The 20,155-nt window shown below is 75.2% G+C and carries 21 protein-coding genes; 8 read left to right on the top strand and 13 right to left on the bottom strand.

What is annotated here, in order from left to right:
* Positions 1 to 98: 98 nt before the first annotated feature.
* The 4 genes from EV188_RS07435 to EV188_RS07420 are packed head-to-tail and all read right to left on the bottom strand — an operon-like array spanning position 99 to position 4,367.
* Positions 99 to 1,580, bottom strand: coding sequence for an ABC transporter substrate-binding protein (locus EV188_RS07435; RefSeq protein WP_133825636.1), 1,482 nt, complete (start codon positions 1,578 to 1,580; stop codon positions 99 to 101).
* Positions 1,577 to 2,839, bottom strand: a complete 1,263-nt coding sequence (locus EV188_RS07430; protein ID WP_133825635.1) for an MFS transporter — start codon at positions 2,837 to 2,839, stop codon at positions 1,577 to 1,579. Before EV188_RS07430 ends, EV188_RS07435 begins: the two co-directional genes overlap by 4 nt.
* Positions 2,836 to 3,612 carry an ABC transporter ATP-binding protein gene (locus tag EV188_RS07425; RefSeq protein WP_133825634.1) on the bottom strand — a complete coding sequence of 259 codons (777 nt, stop codon included), beginning with the start codon at positions 3,610 to 3,612 and terminating at the stop codon, positions 2,836 to 2,838. The genes EV188_RS07430 and EV188_RS07425 overlap by 4 nt, the downstream gene beginning before the upstream one ends.
* Positions 3,609 to 4,367, bottom strand: coding sequence for an ATP-binding cassette domain-containing protein (locus EV188_RS07420; RefSeq protein WP_341770744.1), 759 nt, complete (start codon positions 4,365 to 4,367; stop codon positions 3,609 to 3,611). The genes EV188_RS07425 and EV188_RS07420 overlap by 4 nt, the downstream gene beginning before the upstream one ends.
* 247 nt (positions 4,368 to 4,614) lie before the next feature.
* On the opposite strand from EV188_RS07420, the gene EV188_RS07415 reads away from it, so the two are divergent.
* Together EV188_RS07415 and EV188_RS07410 are read left to right on the top strand one after the other, a co-directional pair.
* Positions 4,615 to 4,827: a CbtB domain-containing protein gene (locus tag EV188_RS07415; protein ID WP_345339361.1), complete on the top strand. Its 213-nt coding sequence runs from the start codon at positions 4,615 to 4,617 to the stop codon at positions 4,825 to 4,827.
* Positions 4,827 to 5,684, top strand: a complete 858-nt coding sequence (locus EV188_RS07410; protein ID WP_133825632.1) for a CbtA family protein — start codon at positions 4,827 to 4,829, stop codon at positions 5,682 to 5,684. The genes EV188_RS07415 and EV188_RS07410 overlap by 1 nt, the downstream gene beginning before the upstream one ends.
* A 60-nt stretch (positions 5,685 to 5,744) precedes the next feature.
* Here EV188_RS07410 and EV188_RS31410 read toward each other — a convergent pair whose 3' ends face one another.
* The 5 genes from EV188_RS31410 to EV188_RS07390 all read right to left on the bottom strand — a co-directional run bounded on the left by EV188_RS31410 (position 5,745) and on the right by EV188_RS07390 (position 9,402).
* The gene (locus EV188_RS31410; protein ID WP_166659770.1) at positions 5,745 to 7,157 is read right to left on the bottom strand and encodes a nucleoside recognition domain-containing protein; all 1,413 of its coding nucleotides are present in this window, start codon (positions 7,155 to 7,157) and stop codon (positions 5,745 to 5,747) included.
* Positions 7,154 to 7,984, bottom strand: coding sequence for a FeoB small GTPase domain-containing protein (locus tag EV188_RS31405; RefSeq protein ID WP_166659769.1), 831 nt, complete (start codon positions 7,982 to 7,984; stop codon positions 7,154 to 7,156). The genes EV188_RS31410 and EV188_RS31405 overlap by 4 nt, the downstream gene beginning before the upstream one ends.
* A gap of 3 nt (positions 7,985 to 7,987) precedes the next feature.
* The gene (locus EV188_RS07400; protein ID WP_133825631.1) at positions 7,988 to 8,239 is read right to left on the bottom strand and encodes a FeoA family protein; all 252 of its coding nucleotides are present in this window, start codon (positions 8,237 to 8,239) and stop codon (positions 7,988 to 7,990) included.
* 68 nt (positions 8,240 to 8,307) lie between these two features.
* Positions 8,308 to 9,027, bottom strand: coding sequence for a metal-dependent transcriptional regulator (locus tag EV188_RS07395; protein ID WP_133825630.1), 720 nt, complete (start codon positions 9,025 to 9,027; stop codon positions 8,308 to 8,310).
* Positions 9,028 to 9,057: 30 nt separating this feature from the next.
* Positions 9,058 to 9,402, bottom strand: a complete 345-nt coding sequence (locus EV188_RS07390; RefSeq protein ID WP_133825629.1) for a four-helix bundle copper-binding protein — start codon at positions 9,400 to 9,402, stop codon at positions 9,058 to 9,060.
* Between the two features lie 96 nt (positions 9,403 to 9,498).
* Between EV188_RS07390 and EV188_RS07385 the strand changes: the two genes are divergently transcribed.
* On the top strand, positions 9,499 to 10,524 hold the full coding sequence (locus EV188_RS07385) for an acyl-CoA dehydrogenase family protein (protein ID WP_133825628.1): 1,026 nt from the start codon (positions 9,499 to 9,501) through the stop codon (positions 10,522 to 10,524).
* A gap of 137 nt (positions 10,525 to 10,661) precedes the next feature.
* On the opposite strand, the gene EV188_RS07380 is transcribed toward EV188_RS07385, so the two are convergent.
* A complete protein-coding gene (locus tag EV188_RS07380) occupies positions 10,662 to 11,036 on the bottom strand; it encodes a glyoxalase superfamily protein (RefSeq protein WP_133825627.1) in 375 nt (124 codons plus the stop codon).
* Between the two features lie 117 nt (positions 11,037 to 11,153).
* The gene (locus tag EV188_RS07375; protein WP_133825626.1) at positions 11,154 to 11,768 is read right to left on the bottom strand and encodes a superoxide dismutase; all 615 of its coding nucleotides are present in this window, start codon (positions 11,766 to 11,768) and stop codon (positions 11,154 to 11,156) included.
* Positions 11,769 to 11,879: 111 nt separating this feature from the next.
* Here EV188_RS07375 and EV188_RS07370 point away from each other — a divergent pair, with 111 nt between their 5' ends.
* From EV188_RS07370 to EV188_RS07360, 3 genes are read left to right on the top strand one after another with little or no spacing between them, the layout of a single operon-like run.
* Positions 11,880 to 13,394 carry an ABC transporter substrate-binding protein gene (locus EV188_RS07370; protein WP_243741538.1) on the top strand — a complete coding sequence of 505 codons (1,515 nt, stop codon included), beginning with the start codon at positions 11,880 to 11,882 and terminating at the stop codon, positions 13,392 to 13,394.
* Entirely contained in the window at positions 13,394 to 14,326 is a 933-nt protein-coding gene (locus EV188_RS07365; protein WP_133825624.1) for an ABC transporter permease, read from the top strand. The genes EV188_RS07370 and EV188_RS07365 overlap by 1 nt, the downstream gene beginning before the upstream one ends.
* The gene (locus EV188_RS07360; RefSeq protein WP_133825623.1) at positions 14,323 to 15,129 is read left to right on the top strand and encodes an ABC transporter permease; all 807 of its coding nucleotides are present in this window, start codon (positions 14,323 to 14,325) and stop codon (positions 15,127 to 15,129) included. Before EV188_RS07365 ends, EV188_RS07360 begins: the two co-directional genes overlap by 4 nt.
* On the opposite strand, the gene EV188_RS07355 is transcribed toward EV188_RS07360, so the two are convergent.
* Together EV188_RS07355 and EV188_RS07350 are read right to left on the bottom strand one after the other, a co-directional pair.
* Complete coding sequence (locus EV188_RS07355; protein ID WP_133825622.1) at positions 15,060 to 17,255, bottom strand: S9 family peptidase; 2,196 nt, start codon at positions 17,253 to 17,255, stop codon at positions 15,060 to 15,062. The genes EV188_RS07360 and EV188_RS07355 overlap by 70 nt on opposite strands.
* Before the next feature lie 41 nt (positions 17,256 to 17,296).
* Positions 17,297 to 17,854 carry a sigma-70 family RNA polymerase sigma factor gene (locus tag EV188_RS07350; protein WP_133825621.1) on the bottom strand — a complete coding sequence of 186 codons (558 nt, stop codon included), beginning with the start codon at positions 17,852 to 17,854 and terminating at the stop codon, positions 17,297 to 17,299.
* A 128-nt stretch (positions 17,855 to 17,982) separates the two neighbouring features.
* Here EV188_RS07350 and EV188_RS07345 point away from each other — a divergent pair, with 128 nt between their 5' ends.
* The gene (locus tag EV188_RS07345) at positions 17,983 to 18,717 is read left to right on the top strand and encodes a DUF5134 domain-containing protein (RefSeq protein WP_133825620.1); all 735 of its coding nucleotides are present in this window, start codon (positions 17,983 to 17,985) and stop codon (positions 18,715 to 18,717) included.
* 46 nt (positions 18,718 to 18,763) lie between these two features.
* Positions 18,764 to 20,152, top strand: a complete 1,389-nt coding sequence (locus tag EV188_RS07340; RefSeq protein ID WP_133825619.1) for a PepSY-associated TM helix domain-containing protein — start codon at positions 18,764 to 18,766, stop codon at positions 20,150 to 20,152.
* Positions 20,153 to 20,155 lie beyond the last annotated feature (3 nt).

The following is a 20,155-nucleotide window of genomic DNA, read 5'->3' as shown; positions in this document are numbered from 1 at the left end:
TGACGCCAGCGATGCCGCATCGCTGGTACACCCTCGCGAGCTGGGGGATTTCCTGACGTTGAACGTCAGCGTGGCCGCCACGCTGACACACGCGAGCCTCATCCGCGCCGGGTCTCGTGCGTGATCAGGAACTGCTCGTTGGGGTCCTCGGCGACGCCGGTGAGGCCGCCGCCGACGCCGACGCGCGCCCGTTCGGTGATGTGCGGGACGACCGCGTCGGCCGCGAGCACCCGGCCCTCGACCTCGAGGGCGGCGCGCCGGCGGGTCTCGACGTCGGTGCTCTGTCCGGCCGCTGCGAGGAGCGCGTCGGTCGCGGGGTCGCAGTAGCGCGCCTGGTTGTAGCTGCCGGCGCAGGAGAAGTCGCTGGCCAGGTAGCCGACGGGGTCGCCGGTGTCGAGCTGCTGCGAGCGGCTGATGATCACTGCGTCGAAGGCGCCCGTGCCCAGCTGCGCCTCGAACGCCGAGCTCTCCAGCACGGTGACGTCCACCGTGAACCCGGCGCGGCGCAGGGCGTCGGCGTCGGCCGCGGCGATCTCGGGGAGCTCGGCGCGGTCGGAGTACGTCGCGAGCCGGATCCTCTGGCCGGCTGGCGTCGCCGGCGGAAGAACGGGGTGCGGCGGGCGCGCTGCGGCCCACGGCGTCGCGGGCCCGAACAGGCCCGCCGCGGCGTCCGCGCGGCCCTCGTAGATCGTGCCGGCGACGTCGATCGGCGCGATCGCGCCGCGCACCGCCGCCCGCACGCCCGGGTCGGCGAGCACCGGCGAGCGCTGGTCGAGGTACACGGCGACGCTGCGCGGCAGCGGGACGCCGACGACCTGCTGCGGCGCGGTGATCGTCGGGACCTGCGAGACCGGGATCGCCTCGGCGACGTCCAGCTCGCCGGCGCGCAGGGCGTTGGCGCGGGCCGTCCCGTCGGCGAGGAACCGGGCGTCGACGCCGGGTGCGGCGACCGGACCGCGCCAGTACGCGGGGTTGGCCGCGAGCGTCGCGCCCGCCGAGCCGTCGACCCGCTCGAGCACGAACGGCCCGGTCCCGGCGCGTACCGGGCTCGGGCGGGTCGGGTCGGCGTAGGCGCCGGGCGCGAGGACCACGAGCTCGGGCGAGGCCAGGCGCTGGGGCAGCACGGGGTCGGGGACGGGCGTGGTCACGACGACGCCGTCGCCGTCGGCGCGCGCCGTCACCGGGAGGCCCGCCTCGGCCAGCGACGCCAGCGCCCGGGGGACCGGGGTGGCTGCGGCCGCCCGGTTCAGGCTCCCCGCGACGGCGTCCGGGGTCAGCGGCGAGCCGTCGTGGAAGGTCACGCCCGGGCGCAGCACGAACCGCCACGCGGTCGGCGCGATCTGGGTCCACGCGGTGGCCAGCGCCGGGATCGGGGTGCCGCCGACGAGGGTGACCAGGGGCTCGGTGACCCCGAGCCGCGTGGCGAGCGTGGCCTCGTTGCCGTACGGGGACAGGCCCGACGTGGGCGGGAACGAGAGCCCGACCCGCAGCCGTCCCTCGGCGGGATCACCCCCGGAACCGCTGAAGCACCCCGCCAGGGCCAGCCCCAGCACGGCGAGGACGACAGCGAGGCGCTTCATGAACGGTTCCTCTCGAACGACGGCTCGGGAGCCAGCGCCGGCACGCGACGCACGAGCACACCCATGACGATCGCGCTGGCCAGGGGGAGGGCGGCCGTGACCGCCCAGGGCAGGGCGGGCGGGCCGCCGGCATCGAGCAGGGCGCCGAGCAGCGAGCTGCCGCCGAGCACTGCGAGCCCGCCCGCGGACGCGAGCACGCCGAAGTGCGCGCCGAGCCGCCGCTCGCCCGCGAGCCGCCCGACGGCGTCCTGGGCGACGGGCACGACCGTCATCTGCCCGAGCGTCAGCGTCACGACGAACGCGACGGCGGGCACCGGGCCGGGGGCGTCGACCGCGATCAGCGCCGCCGTGACGAGGAACGCCAGCGCGAGCACCGCGAACCCCATCGGCAGCGCGCGCGTCCCGAGCCGGCGGCGCACGAACTCGGCGAGCGGGAGCTGCCCGAGCACGACCATGACCGCCGAGACGACGAACAGCCCGCCCAGGAGCCCGGCCGCCCCGACGCGGTCGAGCTCGACCGGCAGCGCCAGGTAGAGCTGGTTGTAGGACAGCAGCCAGGACGCGTAGGCGAGCGTGAACGACAGGAACGCGCGGTTGCGCAGCACCTCGCCCCAGCCCGCGAGGATCGGCTCGCCCGCGTGCGCGGCGGGCTCGCGCGGCATCCCGCGGGCGAAGGCGACGAGCACGACGACGAACACGCCGGCGGCGGCCACCGTCGTCACCGCGAAGTCGACCGTCAGCAGCAGCGAGCCGATCACCGGCCCGACGACGATGCCGACCTCGCCGGCGACGCCGAACATCGCGAACGCCTCGGAGCGGGTCGGGCCCTCGGACCTCTCCAGGTCCCCGGCCCGTCGCGCCAGCTCGGCCTCCACGGCGGGCGAGAAGAGCGCCGCGGCGAAGCCCGTCGCCACCGTCCCGGCCACCAGCAGCACCGGCCCCGCGGCCAGCGCGAGCAGCAGGAACCCGGCGATGCGGACGACGAACCCGGTGAGCGCGACCGGCCGGGTGCCGAAGCGGTCGGCGAGCGCCCCGCCGAGGAAGAACAGGCCCTGCTGGCTGAACGTGCGCAGCCCGAGCAGCAGCCCGACCAGCGCGCCGCCGAACCCGAGGTCGCGCGTGAGGTGCAGCGCGAAGAACGGCAGCACCAGGTAGAAGCCGGTGTTGAAGGCGAGCTGGCCCAGCACGATCAGGCGCATCGGCCGGGGCAGCTCGCCCAGGCGCCCGAGGATCGACCAGCGCCGCAGCAGGTCCCTCATCCGACGCTCACCCGCAGCACGGCGTCGAGCAGGGCGCGGGTGGCGTCCGCGGTGGGGCGGGCGAAGACCGCGTCGACGGGGCCGGTCTCGACGACCCGCCCCGCGTCGAGGACGGCGACGTCGGCGCAGAGGCGCTGGGCGATCCCGAGGTCGTGGGTGACGAGCAGCAGCTGGGTGCCCGACGCACGGGCCAGGTCGCCGACCAGCGTGACGAGACGCCCCCGCGTCGTCGGGTCGACGGCGCTGAACGGTTCGTCGCCCACGAGCACCGCGGGGCGGGCCGCGAGGGCGCGGGCGAGCGCGATCCGCTGGCGCTCGCCACCGGAGAACCCGGCGGGGCGGCGGTCGGCGACACCTGGGTCGAGACCGACGGCGTCGAGCAGCTCGGCGACGCGGGCGCCGTGGTCGCCGGGGACGGCGAGGCACTCGAGGGGCTCGCGGATGCTCGCGCCGACGGGCAGGCGCGGATCGAGCGAGCTGCCGGGGTCCTGCGCGACGACGCCGACGTCCCGGCGCAGCGCACCGGGGTTCCGCGGCGTGACGACGTCCCCGCGGAACCGGACCGTGCCGGCGTCGGGCGCCTCGAGGGCGAGCAGGAGCCGCAGCAGCGTCGACTTCCCCGAGCCCGAGGCCCCGACGATCGCGAGGTCGCGCCCGGCCGGGACCGTCAGGTCGACGCCGTCGAGGGCCGTGCGCGGGACGCGGCGCCAGGGTCGGTCGCCCGGCACGGTGTAGCGGCGGGCGACCCCGTCGAGGGCGAACGTGGCGGTCACGTCGGCACCGACAGCTGCGCCGCGTCGACGAGGGCGCGCGTGACCTCGTGCTGCGGGGCGGCGAGGACCTCGGGCACCGGGCCGGACTCGACGACCCGGCCTCCGGCGAGCACCACGACCCGCTCGCACACCGCCGCGAGCACGCCGAGGTCGTGGGTGACCAGCAGCAGCGCGGTCCCGGTCGCCGTCAGCGAGCGGTCGAGCCGGTCGAGCAGCGCCCGGGCGACGGGCGGGTCGAGGGCGGCGGTCGGTTCGTCGGCGACGAGCAGCCGCGGCCGGCAGGCCAGCGCGCCGGCGAGCGCGACCCGCTGGCGCTGCCCGCCGGAGAGCTGCGCGGGGCGGGCGCGGGCGAGCTCGGGTGGCAGGTCGACGGCGGCGAGGAGCTCGTCCACGGGGGAGCGGTCGAGCCCTTGGTGCCGGCGCAGGGGCAGGGCGAGCTGACGCCCGATCGTCAGCAGGGGGTGGAGCGCGACGGCGGAGTCCTGGGCGACGAGCGCGACGCCCCGCCCGCGGACCGCCGTCCCGGACGTCCCCACGAGCTCGGTCCCGTCGACGCGGATGCTGCCGGTGGCCGTCGTGCCGGGCGGCAGCAGGCCCGCGACGGCGGCCGCGGTCAGCGACTTACCGGCGCCCGACGGGCCGACGATGCCCCAGCGCTCGCCGGCCCCGACCGTCAGCGTCAGCCCGTCCACGAGCGTCGTGTCGCCGGCGGCGATCCGGACATCGCGGACGTCGGCGACGGGTGTGGACATCATCGCGGCGACCCTAGGTGCTTCCCGCCGCACCCGGGCCGTTGCGTGGAGTGGTTTGCGACGCAGAGGTCGCACGCGCATGTGTTCATCTGTTGCCACACCAGGGCGGCACGAGGTGATCGCCCTGCTCAGCCCCGATAGCTCATCACATGCTGAGACGTTGACGCCGTGATCGTCGGGCCCCTACGGTCGCACCGGTCGCCGTCCGACGGGGAGGGCGATGTCGTCGTGTCATGCACAGGAGGAGCCCGTGACCACTGCCGGTGCCGTCGCCCGCGCCAGAGCCACCACCGTGTCGGCGTCCGAGACGCTGCCCTGGCTGGTCAGCGCCCTGCTCGTGGGGCTGGTGCTCTACTACTTCATCGGCATCGACGAGGGTGCGGTCTCGGTCTTCGGCGACACGAGCTACATCCACGAGCTCGTGCACGACGCCCGCCACTTCCTCGGCTTCCCCTGCCACTGATGGAAGCGCGCTCCTTCGTCCTCCGCGGCGCGCTGGCCGGCGCCGTCGCCGGGGTCGTCGCCTGGTTGTTCGCCCTCGTGTTCGCCGAGCCGCAGGTCGAGGCCGCGATCGGTTACGAGGAGGGTCGCGGCGCGGCCGAGGAAGCGCTGGCCACCGCGGCCGGCGCCGCCCCAGCGGGCGGTGCCGAGGAGGAGATCGTCAGCCGCGGCATCCAGTCGACCCTCGGCATCGGGATCGGCATGGTCGGGATCGGCATCGCGCTGGGCCTGCTGTTCGCCGTGGCGTACACGCTGCTGCACGGCCGGGTCGCCCTGCGGCCGCGGGTGCTCGCGCTCGTCGTGGCCGGGGCCGGCTTCCTGACGATCTACGCGACGCCGTTCGTGAAGTACCCGGCGAGCCCGCCCGCCGTCGGCAGCGACGAGACGATCGGCGACCGGACCGCGCTGTACCTGGTCATGGTCGTCGGCTCGCTCGTGTTCCTCGCGGCGGCGGTGTTCGTCGCCCGCCTGGTCCGCGAGCGGCTCGGCACGTGGAACGCCGTGCTCGTCGGTGGCGTCGTCTACCTCGCGCTGTCGGCGATCCTCATGACGGTGCTGCCGGGCCTCGGCGAGCTGACGATCAACGTCGTCGAGAACGGCCCGCGGGTCACCGAGACGCCGCTGCCGCTGCGCGACGCCTCCGGGGCGATCCTCTACCCGGGCTTCGACGCGGACGTGCTCTACGACTTCCGCGTCGCGTCGTTCGCGGCCCAGGCGCTGCTCTGGGGCGTGCTCGGCCTGGTGTTCGGCGGTCTCGTCGAGCGCCGCCTCGCCCGCGGCGAGTCCGCCGAGCGCACGGCGGAGACGACCTCCGCCTGACGTGCCTCCGTGAGTGCTTTCCGGCCCTGGAGGGCCGGAGAGCACTCACAGAGGTCGGGGTCAGGCCCAGCCCGCCAGCCGCGCCACGCCCGCCGTCAGCGCGCAGACGGCAAACCCGAGTCCCAGCGGCAGCAGGGTCGCCAGCGTCGTCCAGCGGACGCTGCGGGTCTCGTGCCAGATGGTCATCACGGTGGTGCTGCACGGGTTGTGCAGGAGCGTGAACAGCATGAGGTTCACGGCCGTGAGCAGCGTCCAGCCGCCCGCGGTGACGAGCACCGACCCGATCTGCGCGTCGTCGCCCAGCTCGAGCATGACGCCCGGCGCGGCGCCCAGGGTGTTCGCGCCGAGGGTCAGGGTCAGCATGACGATGGTCGGAATGATGATCTCGTTGGCCGGCACCGCCACGAGGTAGGCGAGCAGGATGACGCCGTTGAGGCCGATCACCCAGCCCAGCGGGTTCAGCGCCGTGACCAAGTGCGCGGCCACGCTCGCGTCGCCGAGGTGCACGTTGCCGATCAGCCAGATCACGGCGCCGGCCGGGGCGGCCATGAGCACCGCGCGGCGCAGCACCTTGAGCGTGCGGTCGATGATGCTGGTGTAGAGCGTGCGCCAGACCTGCGGCGGGCGGTACGGCGGCAGCTCGAGCGAGTACACGGAGCTCTCGCCGCGCAGCACGGTGCGCGAGAGCAGCCACGACACCGCGAGCGTCACGCCGATCCCGACGATCACGACGGCGACGACGCTGCCCGCGGCGACGAAACCGGCGAGCGCCGGCGGCACGACCGCGCCGACGAAGATCGTCCCCATGAGGATCAGCGTCGGCCAGCGGCCGTTGCAGATGCTGAAGTTGTTGGTGATGATCGCGATCAGGCGCTCGCGGCGGCTGTCGATGATCCGCGTGGCCGTCACGCCGGCGGCGTTGCAGCCGTAGCCCATCATCATCGTCAGCGCCTGCTTGCCGTGGGCGCCGGAGCGGGCGAAGAGCCGGTCGAGGTTGAACGCCACGCGCGGCAGGTAGCCGAAGTCCTCGAGCAGCGTGAACAGCGGGAAGAAGATCGCCATCGGCGGCAGCATCACCGCGATCACCCAGGCCGTGGCCAGGTAGACGCCGTCGACCAGCAGGCCGGTGACCCACCACGGCGACCCGACGGCCTCGAACAGCCCGCGCAGCCACGCGTGCCCGTTCTCGACGAGCAGCACGTAGAGCAGGTCCGACGGCACCGCGGCGCCCGCGATGGTGAACCAGAAGACGCCGAAGAACAGCACGCCCATCGCCAGGAAGCCCCACACGCGGTGGGTGAGCACGCGGTCGAGCGCCCGGTCGAGGGTGAGCTTCGCGCGGGCGTCGTCGCGGTCGACGCTGGTGTCGGCGATCCGCGCGGCGTCGGTGTAGAGCGACTCGACGATCTTGTCGCCCACATCGTCCGAGAGGTTCCGGCGCAGGCGGGCGGCCTCGTCGAGGAGGTCGGTCATGCGGCTTCCCGGGGTGTCGCGAGGTCGCCGAGGGTGCCGTTGCGCACCGCCTCCTCGATGCCCGCGTCGCCCTCGAGCAGGCGCAGGGCCACCCAGCGGCTGTTGGGCACGCCGGGGAAGCGGGCCTCGACCTGCGCGGCGAGGTCGGCGACGGCCTTCTCGAGGGCGGGGTCGTGGTGGGTCAGGCGCAGGGGCTTCGGCGGGTCGTCGGCCGTGGCGACCTGCGCGATCGCCGCGAGCAGCTCGGGCAGCCCCTCGTTCCGGCGGGCGGCGGTGGCGACGACGGGGACGCCGAGCTCGCGGGTGAGGTGGCGGGTGTCGACGGTGATGCCGTGTCGGCGGGCCTCGTCGACGAGGTTGAGCGCGACGACCACCCGCCCGGTGATCTGGCGGATCTGCAGTACCAGGGGCAGGTTGCGCTCGAGGCGTGTCGCGTCGACGACCACCACGACGACGTCCGGGCGCCCGAAGAGCAGCACGTCGCGGGCGACGTCCTCGTCGGTGCTGGTCGACAGCAGCGAGTAGGTGCCGGGCAGGTCGACGATCCGGTAGCCGGCGCCGCCGAAGGAGAACCCGCCCTCGGCGCGCGCGACGGTCTTGCCCGCCCAGTTGCCGACGTGCTGGCGCAGCCCGGTCAGCGCGTTGAACACCGTGCTCTTGCCGGTGTTCGGGTTGCCGGCGAGCGCGACGACGTGGTCGTGACGGCCAGGGGCGAGGCCGAGGCGGGCGAGCCGGGCGGTGGACGGGGCCAGCGCGCACGACGTGCACGCCCCGGCGGGTTCTGCGGGGGACGGCCCGACGCCCGGCGTCGGCAGGGGGGCCGCCATTCCTCAGCGCTCCGTGGATCCGGAAGGGGTACCGGAGTGCTCGACGTGCACGGTCTTCGCCTGGCCCCGGCGCAGGACGACGAGCGCGCCGCGGACCTCGTAAGCGGTGGGGTCGCCCAGCGGGCTCGTCATGTCGGCGCGGATCGCGGCGCCGGGCAGCAGCCCGAGGTCCATGAGGCGGCGGCGCTCGCCGCCGCGCAGGTCGAGCGCGGTGACCACGGCCCGCTGGCCGCGGGGTAGCTCGTCGAGGGTCATCGCTCTCCCCGTGGTGCGCCGCCGGAGGTTTCGCCCGAACCTACCCGCAAAGTTCGGCTGGGCGAACTCTACGTTGCGGTGCCGCGATGAAACAATCCTTCGACGACGTGGTCGACCCAGAGGGCGTCGGCGAGCTCGGGGCCCAGATCGAGGTCCTGCTCGGGGTCCTGCCCCGACACCCGCACCTCGAACGATCCGCCGAAGGGCCGGCGGGCGACGAGCTCCAGCGTCACGCCCAGCTCGACGGTGTGCTCGCGCAGCCAGGTGAGCATGGCGGGCTCGGTGTCGTCGACGCGGACGAGCTGCCCGCGGTCGCCGGGCTCGAGGGTCGCGAACCGCCGCCCGGAGAACTCCGCGACCGTGCCGTCGGCGGCGGGGATCGGGTCGCCGTGCGGGTCGAAGCGCGGGTGGCCCAGGCGGGCGTCCATGCGGTCGAGCAGCGTGCGCGACACGTGGTGCTCGAGGACCTCCGCCTCGTCGTGCACCTCGTCCCAGCCGTACCCGAGCTCGCGGACGAGGTAGGTCTCGAGCAGCCGGTGGCGGCGCAGGACGTCGAGCGCGGCGCGGGTGCCGTCCTCGGTGAGCCGGACCCCGCCGTACGGGCGGTGCTCGACGAGGCCCTGGTCGGTGAGCTTCTTGAGCATCCCCGAGACCGAGGACGCGCCCACGCCGAGGCGCTTGGCCAGCGCCGTGGTCGACGCCGGCCCCTCGCCGCGCTCGTAGACCGCGTAGATGGTCTTGATGTAGTCGTCGACCGCGGCCGTGCGGGGCGCGACGGTCTCGGACATGGGTGTCAGGGTACCGGGGCCACCGCCTCCTCAGAGGGTGGTCCGCACCGCCGTCACCGCTCGTGAGCAGGCCGCGGCCGACTCCGCGTGTCGCCGGCAGTGGTCGTGGTGATCGGCGTGGGCGCCGCACGCGGCCGCGCTCGCGTCGCTCGCCCGGACGGCGGCGTCGAGGATCCCGGCCAGCGTGGCCGCGTCGCCGCCCTCGCCGCGCGCGAGCACGCGGTGGGCGGCGGCGCAGACGTCGGCGCAGTCGAGGGCCAGACGGACCTCGGCCGCCATGCCCCCGGTCGCGGTCATCGCGATCGCGCAGGACGTGCTGACCTTCTCGCAGTGGTGCAGGGCGTCGAGGGCCTGGTCGCGTTCAGCGGCTGTCATGCGTCCCGACCCTGCCCGGCGGGGCGCCCGCGGGGAAGGTGCGAGGGCACGGAGGTCGCCCTGCTCGCAGAGCGCCGGGAGCTATCCTCGGATCTCGTGGGCGACGTGCTGGACCGGGCGCGCGAGGTCGCCGCCGACGTGCTGTTCCCGGCGGCGGACGAGGTCGACCGCACCTCGACGATCCCCGAGGGGCACTTCCGCGCGCTGGCTGACGCCGGCCTCTACGGGCTGGCCGCCTCCGACGACGTCGCGTTCTCCGACTTTGTCGGCGTCGTGGAGATCCTCGCCGGCGCGTGCCTCACCACGACGTTCACGTGGATGCAGCACCACGGGGTGGTGCGCGGGCTCTCCGCGACGGCGAACACGGCGCTGCGCGAGCGTCACCTCGCCGACGCCACCCGCGGCGCGACCCGCTGCGGCGTGGCCTTCGCCGGCGCGATCCCGCAGCCGCCGAAGCTCTGGGCCACCGCCGTCGACGGCGGCTGGCGCCTCGACGGCGTCGCCCCGCTCGTCACCGGGTGGGGCCTGGTCGACCTGCTGCAGGTCTCGGCGCGCGACGCGGCCACGGCGGACGCCGACGACGAGCACGCCCGCGTCGTGGCCGTCCTGGTCCCGGCGACGGCCGCCGACGGTGTCACCGTGCACCCCCTCGACCTCGCCGCCGCCAACGGCAGCCGCACGGTGCGTCTCGACGTCGACGGGTGGTTCGTCGGGGAGGACGCGGTGGTCGCGACGCCGACGCGCGCCGAGTTCCTCGCGGGCCAGCACTTCAGCGCGCGGATCAACGGCTGCCTGGCCCTCGGGGTGGCCGGGCGCTGTGCCGCGCTGGTCGCCGAGGCCGGCGAGCCCGACGCCGCGGCGGCCCTGCGCAAGGCGCTCGACGCGGTGCGTGACGACCTCGACGCCGGCCTCGCCGAGGCCCCGCGCATGGCCCCGGCCCGCGCGGCGGCCTCTGCCCTGGCGGTCCGGGCGGCCGCGACCCTGACCGTCGCCGTCGGGAGCCGCGCGATCGTCGGGCGCCACCCGGCCCGGCGCCTGGCGCGCGAGGCGGCGTTCACCCTCGTCGCCGCGGGCCGACCCGAGATCCGCGCGGAACTGCTGGACGTCCTGCCGCCGAAGTAGGACGTCTCTGGGGAGCGTGACCGTTCGGGCCATCGCCGGGACCTCTCGCCGAGTCGACCGACGAGACCTAGGCCCATGATCGCATCGAGTCCGACCGTCCGACTCGACGCGATCATGGGCCTAGGTCGGCCGGGGTCTCACCGTCGCTCGTCGAGGCGAAGCGTGTTGCCGAAGGGGTCGAGCAGGGTGATGCACGCGCCGCCCTCGTCACCCGGGCTGGGCTCGAGGCCGGGGTGGAGGAAGGGGTAGTCCTTGGCGGCGAGCTCGGCGTGCAGCTCGCGCACGCCCCGGGCGCCGACGTACACGACCGTCCCGGGCGTCCCGTCGCCGTGGTGCTCGGAGAGGTGCAGGACGAGGTCACCGCGGGAGACCTGGGTGTAGGTCGGTCCCTCGTCGTCGACGCTGTGGGTCCAGTCGACGGTGCAGCCCAGGTAGTCGACGTAGAACTCGTGGGCCCGGTCCCTGTCGAAGATTCGCAGGATCGGCACGACGCGATCCACCGCGAAGCTCATGGCGTGATCGTAGGCAGGCACACGACGACCCCCCGACCGAGGAGGGTCGAGGGGTCGCCGCGCGCCGCGCGGCGCACGTTTGTCGGAACGATCACCGCGCGAGTTCTCCGGGAGGGCTCAGACCAGGGTCAGGCCCTTCGCGTGTTCGAAGCGCTCGGCCGCGTCGGCCCAGTTCACGACGTTCCACCAGGCCTTGACGTAGTCCGGCTTCACGTTGAGGTAGTCCAGGTAGAAGGCGTGCTCCCACATGTCGAGCATGACCACCGGGACGATGCCGAGCGGCACGTTCGCCTGCTGGTCGTAGAGCTGGAAGATGCGCAGCTTCTGGGCGAGCGTGTCGAAGCCCAGGATCGACCAGCCCGACCCCTGGATGGTCGTGGCGACCGACGTGAAGTGCTTCTGGAACAGCTCGAACGACCCGAAGTCCCGGTCGATCGCCGAGGCCAGGTCGCCGGTGGGCTTGTCGCCGCCGTCGGGGCTGAGGTTCTTCCAGAACACCGAGTGGTTGATGTGCCCGCCGTAGTTGAACGCGAGGTTCTTCTCCCACAGCAGGGCCGTGGTGCCGATCGTGTCCTGCTCGCGGGCCTCCGCGAGGGCGTCGATCGCCGCGTTCAGCCCGGTGACGTAGGTGTTGTGGTGCTTGTCGTGGTGCAGCTCCATGATCTTGCCCGAGATGTGCGGCTCGAGGGCGCCGTAGTCGTAGGGCAGGTCGGGCAGCGTGAACTCCGGCATGGGTCCAAGCTTGATGCTGTTGCCTCTGTCTTGCAACTCCGAGTGGCTGGCGATGTCCGATGTGACCGGAATCGTGCAGACACCTCAGCGACTGCTGAGATGATCAGGAGCGTGCGCTCCCTCGTCCTCGCTCTCGCCGCCCTGCTCATCCTCGCGGGCTGCGGTACGACCGCCCCCGCGGACCAGGGCGTCCGGGTGGCGCTGCAGTTCCCCCCACGCGCGGGCTACGCGTTCGACGCCGACGACGGCGGCCTGCTGACCAAGCTCGGGGTGGCCGAGCCCCTGGTCGGCCTCGACCCGCAGGGCAGCGCGGTGCCGGGGCTCGCGACGTCGTGGGCGCGCGAGGGCGACGGCCGGACCTGGCGCTTCGTGCTCCGCGAGGGCGTGGTGTTCCACGACGGCGCGCGCCTCGACTCCGGCGCCGTCGTCACGGCGTTGACCTCCGTGCTCTCGCGGCCCACCCCGCCGCGATCGATCGCGGACCTCGGGATGCGGGTCGAGGCCGACGGCCCCGGCGCGGTCCGGGTCAGCACCGACGCCCCCGACCCCGTCCTCCCGCTGCGGCTGAGCTCCGGCACGACGTCGGTGCTCTCGCCCGCGGCCTACGCGGCGGCCTCCTCGTCCGGCGGCCAGCCGTCGCCGCAGGACACCGGCACCGGTCCCCTGCGGATGACCGAGATCCGCGGGACCCAGGGCGCGACGCTGTTGCGCCACGACGGCTACTGGGGACCGCGCGCGGCGTCGTCGCAGGTGACCGTCGACTACGTGACCGAGCCCCAGACCCGCGAGCTCGCCCTGCGTTCCGGCGACGTCGGCTTCGCCGAGGGCCTGCCCGAGACCTCGCGGGCGAGCCTGCAGGCCGACCCCGACGTCACGTTCTCCGAGTACCCGTCGGCGCGCACCGTCCTCCTGCAGCTGAACGGCTCGGCGGCGCCCTTCGACGACGTGCGGGTCCGCCGGGCCGTCACCGCGGCCCTCGACCGGACCGCCCTCGCCGACCAGGTGCTCGGCGGCTCCGCGGCCCCGGCGGCCGACCTCTTCGGGCCCGCCGTCCCCTACGGAATGACCACGCCGCCGCCCGACGGCGACGTGCCCGCGGCGCAGGCCCTGCTCGCCGAGGCCGGGTACGGCCCCGCGAACCCGTTGCGCGTGCGGCTGTGGACCTTCCCCAACCGCCCCGAGCTCCCCGTGCTCGCGTCCGCGATCGCCGCGCAGCTCGAGCCGGCCGGGATCGCGGTCGACATCACCGTCGGCGACTACGCCGCCCAGGAGCCCGAGCTGCTCGCCGGCCGCTACGACATGTTCATCAACTCGCGCAGCTACCTCTCCGACTTCCCGGACCCCGCGGGCGTCCTGGACTCGGACTACACCTGCGACGGGTCGTACAACATCGACCGCTTCTGCGACCCCGCGTTCGACGCAACGGTGGCGGGCCTGGGCGCGCTGTCCGACCCGGCCCAGCGCGCCGAGGTGTTCCGGGCCGCGGCGGCGACGCTGACCGCGAACGCCGTCAACGTGCCGCTCGTGCACCCGCAGAACACCGCCGCGCAGCGGGGCGTCACCGGCTTCACCCCGGACCCGCTGGACCTGCGGCCGGTGCTGCCCACGTTGGCGCCGACCGACTAGTGCTCGGCGTCGCCCTGCGCCGGCTGGCGTGGATCCCGCCCGTCCTGCTCGTTACGTCGGTCGCGGTGTTCGCGCTGCCGCGGCTGCTCGGTGGCGAGGTGACCCGCTCGGTGATCCGCGCGCGCAGCGCGTCGTCGACGCCGGACCCGGCCGTCGAGGAGCGGCTGAACCGCGAGCTCGGGCTCGACCGGCCGGTGGTGACGCAGTACCTCGACTGGCTCGGCGGGGCCCTGCGCGGCGACCTCGGGACGTCGTTCACCACCCGCTCGCCGGTCGGCCCGGCTGTGCTCGAGGCGGCCGGGGTCTCGGCCGTGCTGGCGGCGCTCGCGCTCGCCCTGGCCCTGGCCGTCGGTGTGCCACTGGGCGCGCTCGCGGCCGGGCGGCCGGAGGGTGCGGCGGACCGGGCGACGCGGTGGGGCGGGGCGGTGGCGCTCGCGGTGCCGGAGTTCGTGCTGGGCCCGGTGCTCGTCCTCGTCGTCGCGGTGGGGCTCGGCTGGCTCCCGGCGCTGGGGTGGGGGAGCCCGGCGCAGGCCGTGCTGCCGGTGCTGACGCTCGCCGCGTTCCCGGCGGCGCTCGCGGCGCGGCTGGTGCGGGCCGAGACCGCCGAGGTGCTCGGGCACGCCTCGGTCCGCACCGCCCGCGCCAAGGGCCTGTCGCCGCGCCGGACCCTGCTCGTGCACGTGGTGCCGCGCGCCCTGACCTCGGTCACCGCGGGCGCCGGCCCGTTCCTCGGCGGGACGCTGGGCGGGGCCGTCGTGGTCGAGGTCGTGTTCGCCGTCCCGGGGCTCGGACGGCTGCTCGCCGAGGCCGTCGAGGACCGCGACCTGCCGGTGATCCAGGCCGGCCTGGTGGTCGTCGTCGCCGTCGCGCTGCTCGCCGCCCTCGCGACCGAGCTGGCCCAGCTCGCCGCCGACCCGCGGTTGCGCTCGTGAGACGCGCGGTGCCGGTGGTGCTCCTCGTCGTCGTCGCGGTGATCGACTGGCCCGCCGAGGTCGTCGACTTCGGCGACCGGCTCGCCCCGCCCTCGCCGGCGCACCTGCTGGGCACCGACGTCCTCGGCCGCGACGTGCTCGCCCGCGTCCTCGGCGGCGTGCGGTGGTCGCTGGGGCTCGGGCTGCTCGCGCTGGTCGTGGCCACGGCCGTCGGGACCGCGAGCGGGCTGGCGAGCGGCTGGTGGCCCGGGCACCCGCTCGGGCGCGGGGTGCAGGCCGTCGTCGACGTGCTCGTGGCGCTGCCGGCCCTGCTCGTGGGGCTGGTCGTCGCCGCGGTGCTCGGGCCGGGGCTCGCGCCCGCCCTGCTCGCCGTCGTGCTCACCGGGTGGGCGCCGTTCGCGAGGCAGGCGCACCGGCTGACGGTCGCGGTGCGCTCGGAGGGCTGGGTGCTCGCGGCGACCGCGCTCGGCGCGGGCTCCGGGCGCGTGCTGGGCCGCCACGTACTGCCCGCGGTCGCCTCGCCGCTGCTCGCGGCGGTCGCGGCGCGCTTCGCGGGCACCGTGCTCACCCTGGCCGGGCTGTCGTTCCTCGGGCTGGGCGTCCAGCCGCCGACCCCCGAGTGGGGCGCCATGCTCGCCGAGGGCCGCACCTACGTGTTCGTAGCCCCGTGGCTGGTCGCGGCCCCGGCGGCGGCTCTGGTGATCAGCACGCTCGCGCTCGGGTGGGGCACCGCTCAGCCGAGCGGCAGCGGCGCCAGGCGGTACCTCGGCGGCTCCTGGCCGTGGAGGTGGCGCACGAAGTAGTCCCAGGTCCGGCGGAACACGTGGTGGCGACGGTGGAGGATCGCGTGATCGCCGCCCGCGACGATGAGCATGTCGACGTCCTCGTCGGCGGCGATCAGCGCGTCGGCGAGCCGGTAGGTCTGCGACACGAGCACCGTCTCGTCGAGCTCGCCGTGGATCAGCAGCAGCTTGCCCTGCAGGTTGGCCGCGAGCGCGGGCGTCGAGAGGCTGCTCAGGTCCGCGTCACCGTGGTAGTGCTCGGCCCACATCTGCAGGCCGTAGGTGTCGTCGTGGTTGCCGGACACCGCCACGGCGACCCGGTAGAACTCAGGGTGCGCGAGCAGCCCGCGCGCCGCGGCGAACCCGCCCGCCGAGTGGCCGGTGATGCCGACGCGGTCGGTGTCGAGCCAGGGGTGGCGCCGCCTGAGCTCCCGGATCGCGGCGACGTGGTCGTCGAGCGCGCCGGCGTTGCCGAGGTCGCCGTAGGAGTGGTCGTGGAAGGCCTTGCTGCGTCCGGCCGTGCCCCGACCGTCGATGGCGACGACCGCGAAGCCGAGCGCCGCCAGCGCCTCCGGCTCGCCCTGGTGCGGGGAGTCGAAGGCGGGCAGGGCGCGGTGGTTCTGCGGGCCGGGGTAGACGTGGTCGATCACCGGGTAGGGGCGCTCCGGGTCGAACCCGTGCGGGCGCCACAGCAGGCCGAAGACCGGGGTGCGGCCGTCGGCGGCGGTGGCGCGGAACCGCTCGGGCGGGGTCCAGCCCTCGGCGCGCAGCGCGTCGGTCCCCGGCGCCTCGAGCTCGACGAGCACCTCGCCGTCCTCGTCGAGCACCCGCGTGCGCGGGGGCGTGGACGGCGACGAGGCGCTGTCCACGACGTAGCCGCCGCCGGGCGGGGCGACCGCGTCGTGGTCGAGGTCGTCGTCGGTGAGGCGGACGAAGCCCGTGCCGTCGAGGCCGATCCGCGCGATCTGCCTGATGTACGGGTCGTCGTGCAGCCCGCCCGCGACGAACCACACCTGCCGGCGCTCCTCGTCGACTCGCAGCACGCCGCGGATCTGCCACGAGCCGGAGGTGACCTGCGTGGCCTCGCCGTCGGGGGAGTACAGCCACAGGTGGCCCCACCCGTCCCGCTGCGACCACCACAGGATCTCCCCGGTGGCCAGCACGTGGGTCATCGTCGGCTCGCCGAGCTGCGGGGTCGCGTCGACGCGGGTGGCGGCGGTCTCGGTGACGAGCGTCGTGGTCGCCCCGGTCGCGGGGTCGAGGCGCCGCAGGTGCAGGGTCCTCGCGTCCCGCGACTGGCGCAGGTAGTGGACGGTGTCGCCGTCGGCGCTCCACCACGCGTACACGAACGCCGTGCCGTGCACCGCGGGCTCCGGCGCGTCCTGCCCGTCGACCCGCGTGCGGGCGGCGACGTCGAGCACGTGCCACGTCATCGTCGGGTGCGCCTCGTCGCCCGGCATCGGGTAGGGCAGGCGGTGCTCCACCGGGCGCCCGCCCCCGGCCGGCACGGATTCGACGAGCACCTGCTCGGGCAGCCCGCGCTCGTCGAGCCGGTGCACCAGGAGCCGGGTCGAGTCGGGCGACCAGGTGGCGTGGAAGAGCGGGCCGAGGCCGAACGAGCGCAGCAGGGTCCCCATGGCCATCGGGGCGTTGGCGGCGCCGTAGGCGAGGCCCGGCTCCGCGTCGTCGGTCAGCGCGACCTCCTCGCCGCCGTCCCGGTCGCGCACCCAGACGTTCCCGTCGCGGGCGAAGGCGACCCGGCGCCCGTCGGGCGAGGCGATCTCGCCGGGCAGCGGCGAGGTCTCGTCGATGCTGGTCAGCGCCCCGTCGGCCCACCGGTACCGCTGTCCGAGCGCGGTGAACCGGACGCCGAGGTCGTCGACCTCCACCGCCACCACCGGCAGCGCGTCGGCCGTCGCAGCCTGGCCGGTCTCGAGCGACAGCGCGGCGGCGACCCGCTCGTGGTCGAAGAGCTCGGTCCGTGCGGCTTTGCCCGGGTCGACGAGCACGTGGCGGCCCCCGACCACGTACCAGAAGCGCTCGCCGTCGCCCAGCCACTGCGGCGTCACCGTCGGCACCCGGCGGGCCCGGTAGGGCGCGAGCATCTGCTCGGCGCGGGCGTAGTCGGCGGCGGTGAGCGGTGACATGGACGAATCAGACACCGTGCCGTCGCGGCATGGTCAAGCGTTCAGCCGGTCTGCGCGGGCCCGGTCTCGTCCAGCAGTTCGACGAGCTCGTCGCGCGCCCGCGCCACGCGCGACCGGACGGTGCCGACCGGGCACCCCAGCACGGCCGCGGTCTCGCGGTAGTCCAGCCCGAGCACCTGCGTGAGCACGAACGCCTCGCGGCGGTCGGCGCCCAGCGCGTCGAGCAGGGAGCCGAGCGCGACGCGCTCCGCGTGGTCGTCCGGGGCGGGCGACTCGTCCTCCGCGGTCGGGCAGGCCTCGGCCGGTCGGCGGCGGCGCCGGCGGAGGTGGTCGGCGGCCACCCGGCGCGCGATGACGAGCAGCCACGTCCGCGCCGACGAGTCGCCCCGGAACCGGGGGAGCGCGACGAACGCGCGCTCGTAGGTCTCCTGCGTCAGGTCCTCGGCCACCGCGGCCTCCGTCAGGTGCGCCAGGAGGCGCCACACCTGCCGCTGGGTCGACGTGACGAACTCCCGCGCGGCGTCGCGGTTGCCGTCACGGGCTCCGAGCGCGGCGGCGGTGAGCGCGTCGACGGCGTCGCCACCCCGGTCGGGATCCACGGTGCCGAGACTCTTCGCGGGCCCGCGGACCGCGTCAAGCCGTCGGTCGGACGCATCACGCGACGCCGAGAAAGTGCGTGGGGCGTGGAACCGGCCGCGTCCGGCGGACGACTACCTCCTGCGTGTCCATGTTCTCGGCTCCCCTCGCCGGCGCGTTCACGGCGCTGTTCGTCCTGACCGGCGCCTACGCGTTCGTGCGCTACGTGCGGATCACCACGGGCGCGACGCACGCCGCCCGCGGGTCCGACGGCGAGGCCCGGGCGGTCGAGCTGCTGCACCTGCTCATGAGCATCGCGATGATCGCGATGGCCTGGGGCTGGTCGGGCGGCCCCACCTCGGGGAGCGGCGTGGTCCAGCTCGTCGTCTTCGGGGTGCTCACCGTGCTGTTCGGCGGGCTGGCGGCCGTCGCACGCGACCGGGGGCGGGCGGTCTCCCGGGCGGCGCACGCGCTGATGTCCGGGGCCATGGTGTGGATGGTCGCGACGATGCCGCTGCTCATGGGCCACTCCGGCGACGACGGGGGGAGCGGCGGCGGGCACGCCGGGCACGGCGGGTCGGAGGCCGCGGACGGCGCGGCCATGGTCATGCCGCCCGCGCCGGCGCCGGGGTGGGTCGTGGTGGCCACGGTGGTGCTGGCGCTGCTCCTCGCCGCCGCCGCGGTGCGGTGGGGTGTGGCCGTGGTGCGCGCGAGCACCCGCGTCGACGTCCCGACCCCGCCGGAGGTCACGGCCGACGGCGGCGGCGTCAGCACGCTCGTCGCCACCCCGGTCCGCACCGTGCGGACGCGGCGCGGCGGCCTCGCCGCGTCCTGCCACGCCCTCATGAGCCTCGGCATGGCCGCGATGTTGCTCGCGATGCTCTGACGCCCCGCGTCCCCCGCCCGTCCCCGACGATCCCGAGCGAGGAACCTTGTCCGACGTCACCCTCGACCCGCCGGCGCCCGGTGCCGAGCTGCCCCGCGCCGAGGCGTCCCGCCCCGGCGGCGCCGCCTGGTGGTGGCGGGGTCTGCGGCCCCTGGTGCGGCGCCTGCACTTCTACGTCGGGCTGTTCGTCGGCCCGTTCCTGTTCGTCGCCGCGTTCAGCGGGCTGCTCTACACGCTGTCGCCGCAGCTCGACCAGGTCGTGTACGGCCACGAGCTGCGCGTCCCCGTCGCCCCGACGGCCCCGCTCGACCTCGGCGCGCAGGTCCGCGCGGCGCAGGCCGCGGTCCCGGACGGCACGGTCACCGAGGTCCGTCCGGCGCCCACGGCCGACGCCACCACGCGGGTGTCCTTCGACGCCCCCGGCGTGCGCGAGGACTTCGCCCGGACCGCGTTCGTCGACCCGTACACCGGCGACGTGCGCGGGGTGCTCGACACCTTCGGTGAGTGGCTGCCGGCGCGGGCCTGGATCGACGAGATGCACCGCACGCTCTTCCTCGGCGACGTGGGCCGCGTCTACAGCGAGCTCGCCGCGAGCTGGCTGTGGGTCCTCGCGCTGTCGGGGGTCGCGCTGTGGGTGGTCCGGCGGCGCCGCGCCCGGCGCGTCCGGCGCACCCTGCTGCCCGAGGCCTCCGCACCGTCCGGCCAGCGCCTGCGGTCCTGGCACGGCGCGGTCGGGCTGTGGGCGACGGTCGGGCTGCTGTTCCTGTCGGCGACGGGCCTGACCTGGTCCCAGTTCGCCGGCGAGAACGTCTCGACGCTGCGCACGGCGCTCGACTGGTCGACCCCCGAGGTCAGCCAGGACCTCGCCACCGGCACGCCGTCGACGCCGCTGCCGGTCGACGCGACCTCCGACCGGGTGCTCGCCGCCGCCCGCGGCGCCGGGCTGAGCAACCCGGTCGCGATCACCCCCGCCGACCCGGGGGAGGCCTGGGTCGTCAGCCAGGTGAAGCGCTCCTGGCCGGAGAAGCAGGACTCGGTCTCGGTCGACCCCGCGACCGGGCAGGTCCTCGACGTCAGCCGGTTCGCCGACTGGCCACTGGCGGCGAAGCTCGCGCAGTGGGGCATCGACGCGCACATGGGCCTGCTCTTCGGCTGGGTCAGCCAGGTCTTCCTGGCCGCGCTCGCCCTCGGGCTGATGTGCATGGTCGCCTGGGGCTACCGGATGTGGTGGAAGCGGCGCCCGACCCGCGGCGGCCTGCCCGGCCCGCCGGGCGGGACGCAGCGGCCCGGCGTGGGCGCCGTGCTCGTCGTCGCGCTCGTGGCGATCGCCGTCGGCCTGTTCCTCCCGGTCCTCGGGGCGTCCCTGCTGGTCTTCCTGCTGGCGGACGGTGTCCGCCAGGCGGTGTCCGGCGCCACGGTCGTCCGGGCAGGATGAACC

The organism is Actinomycetospora succinea, from assembly GCF_004363095.1.
GTDB lineage: Bacteria > Actinomycetota > Actinomycetes > Mycobacteriales > Pseudonocardiaceae > Actinomycetospora > Actinomycetospora succinea.
The sequence above is the reverse complement of the archived record's forward strand: the minus strand, read 5'-3'. Positions and strand labels throughout refer to the sequence as shown.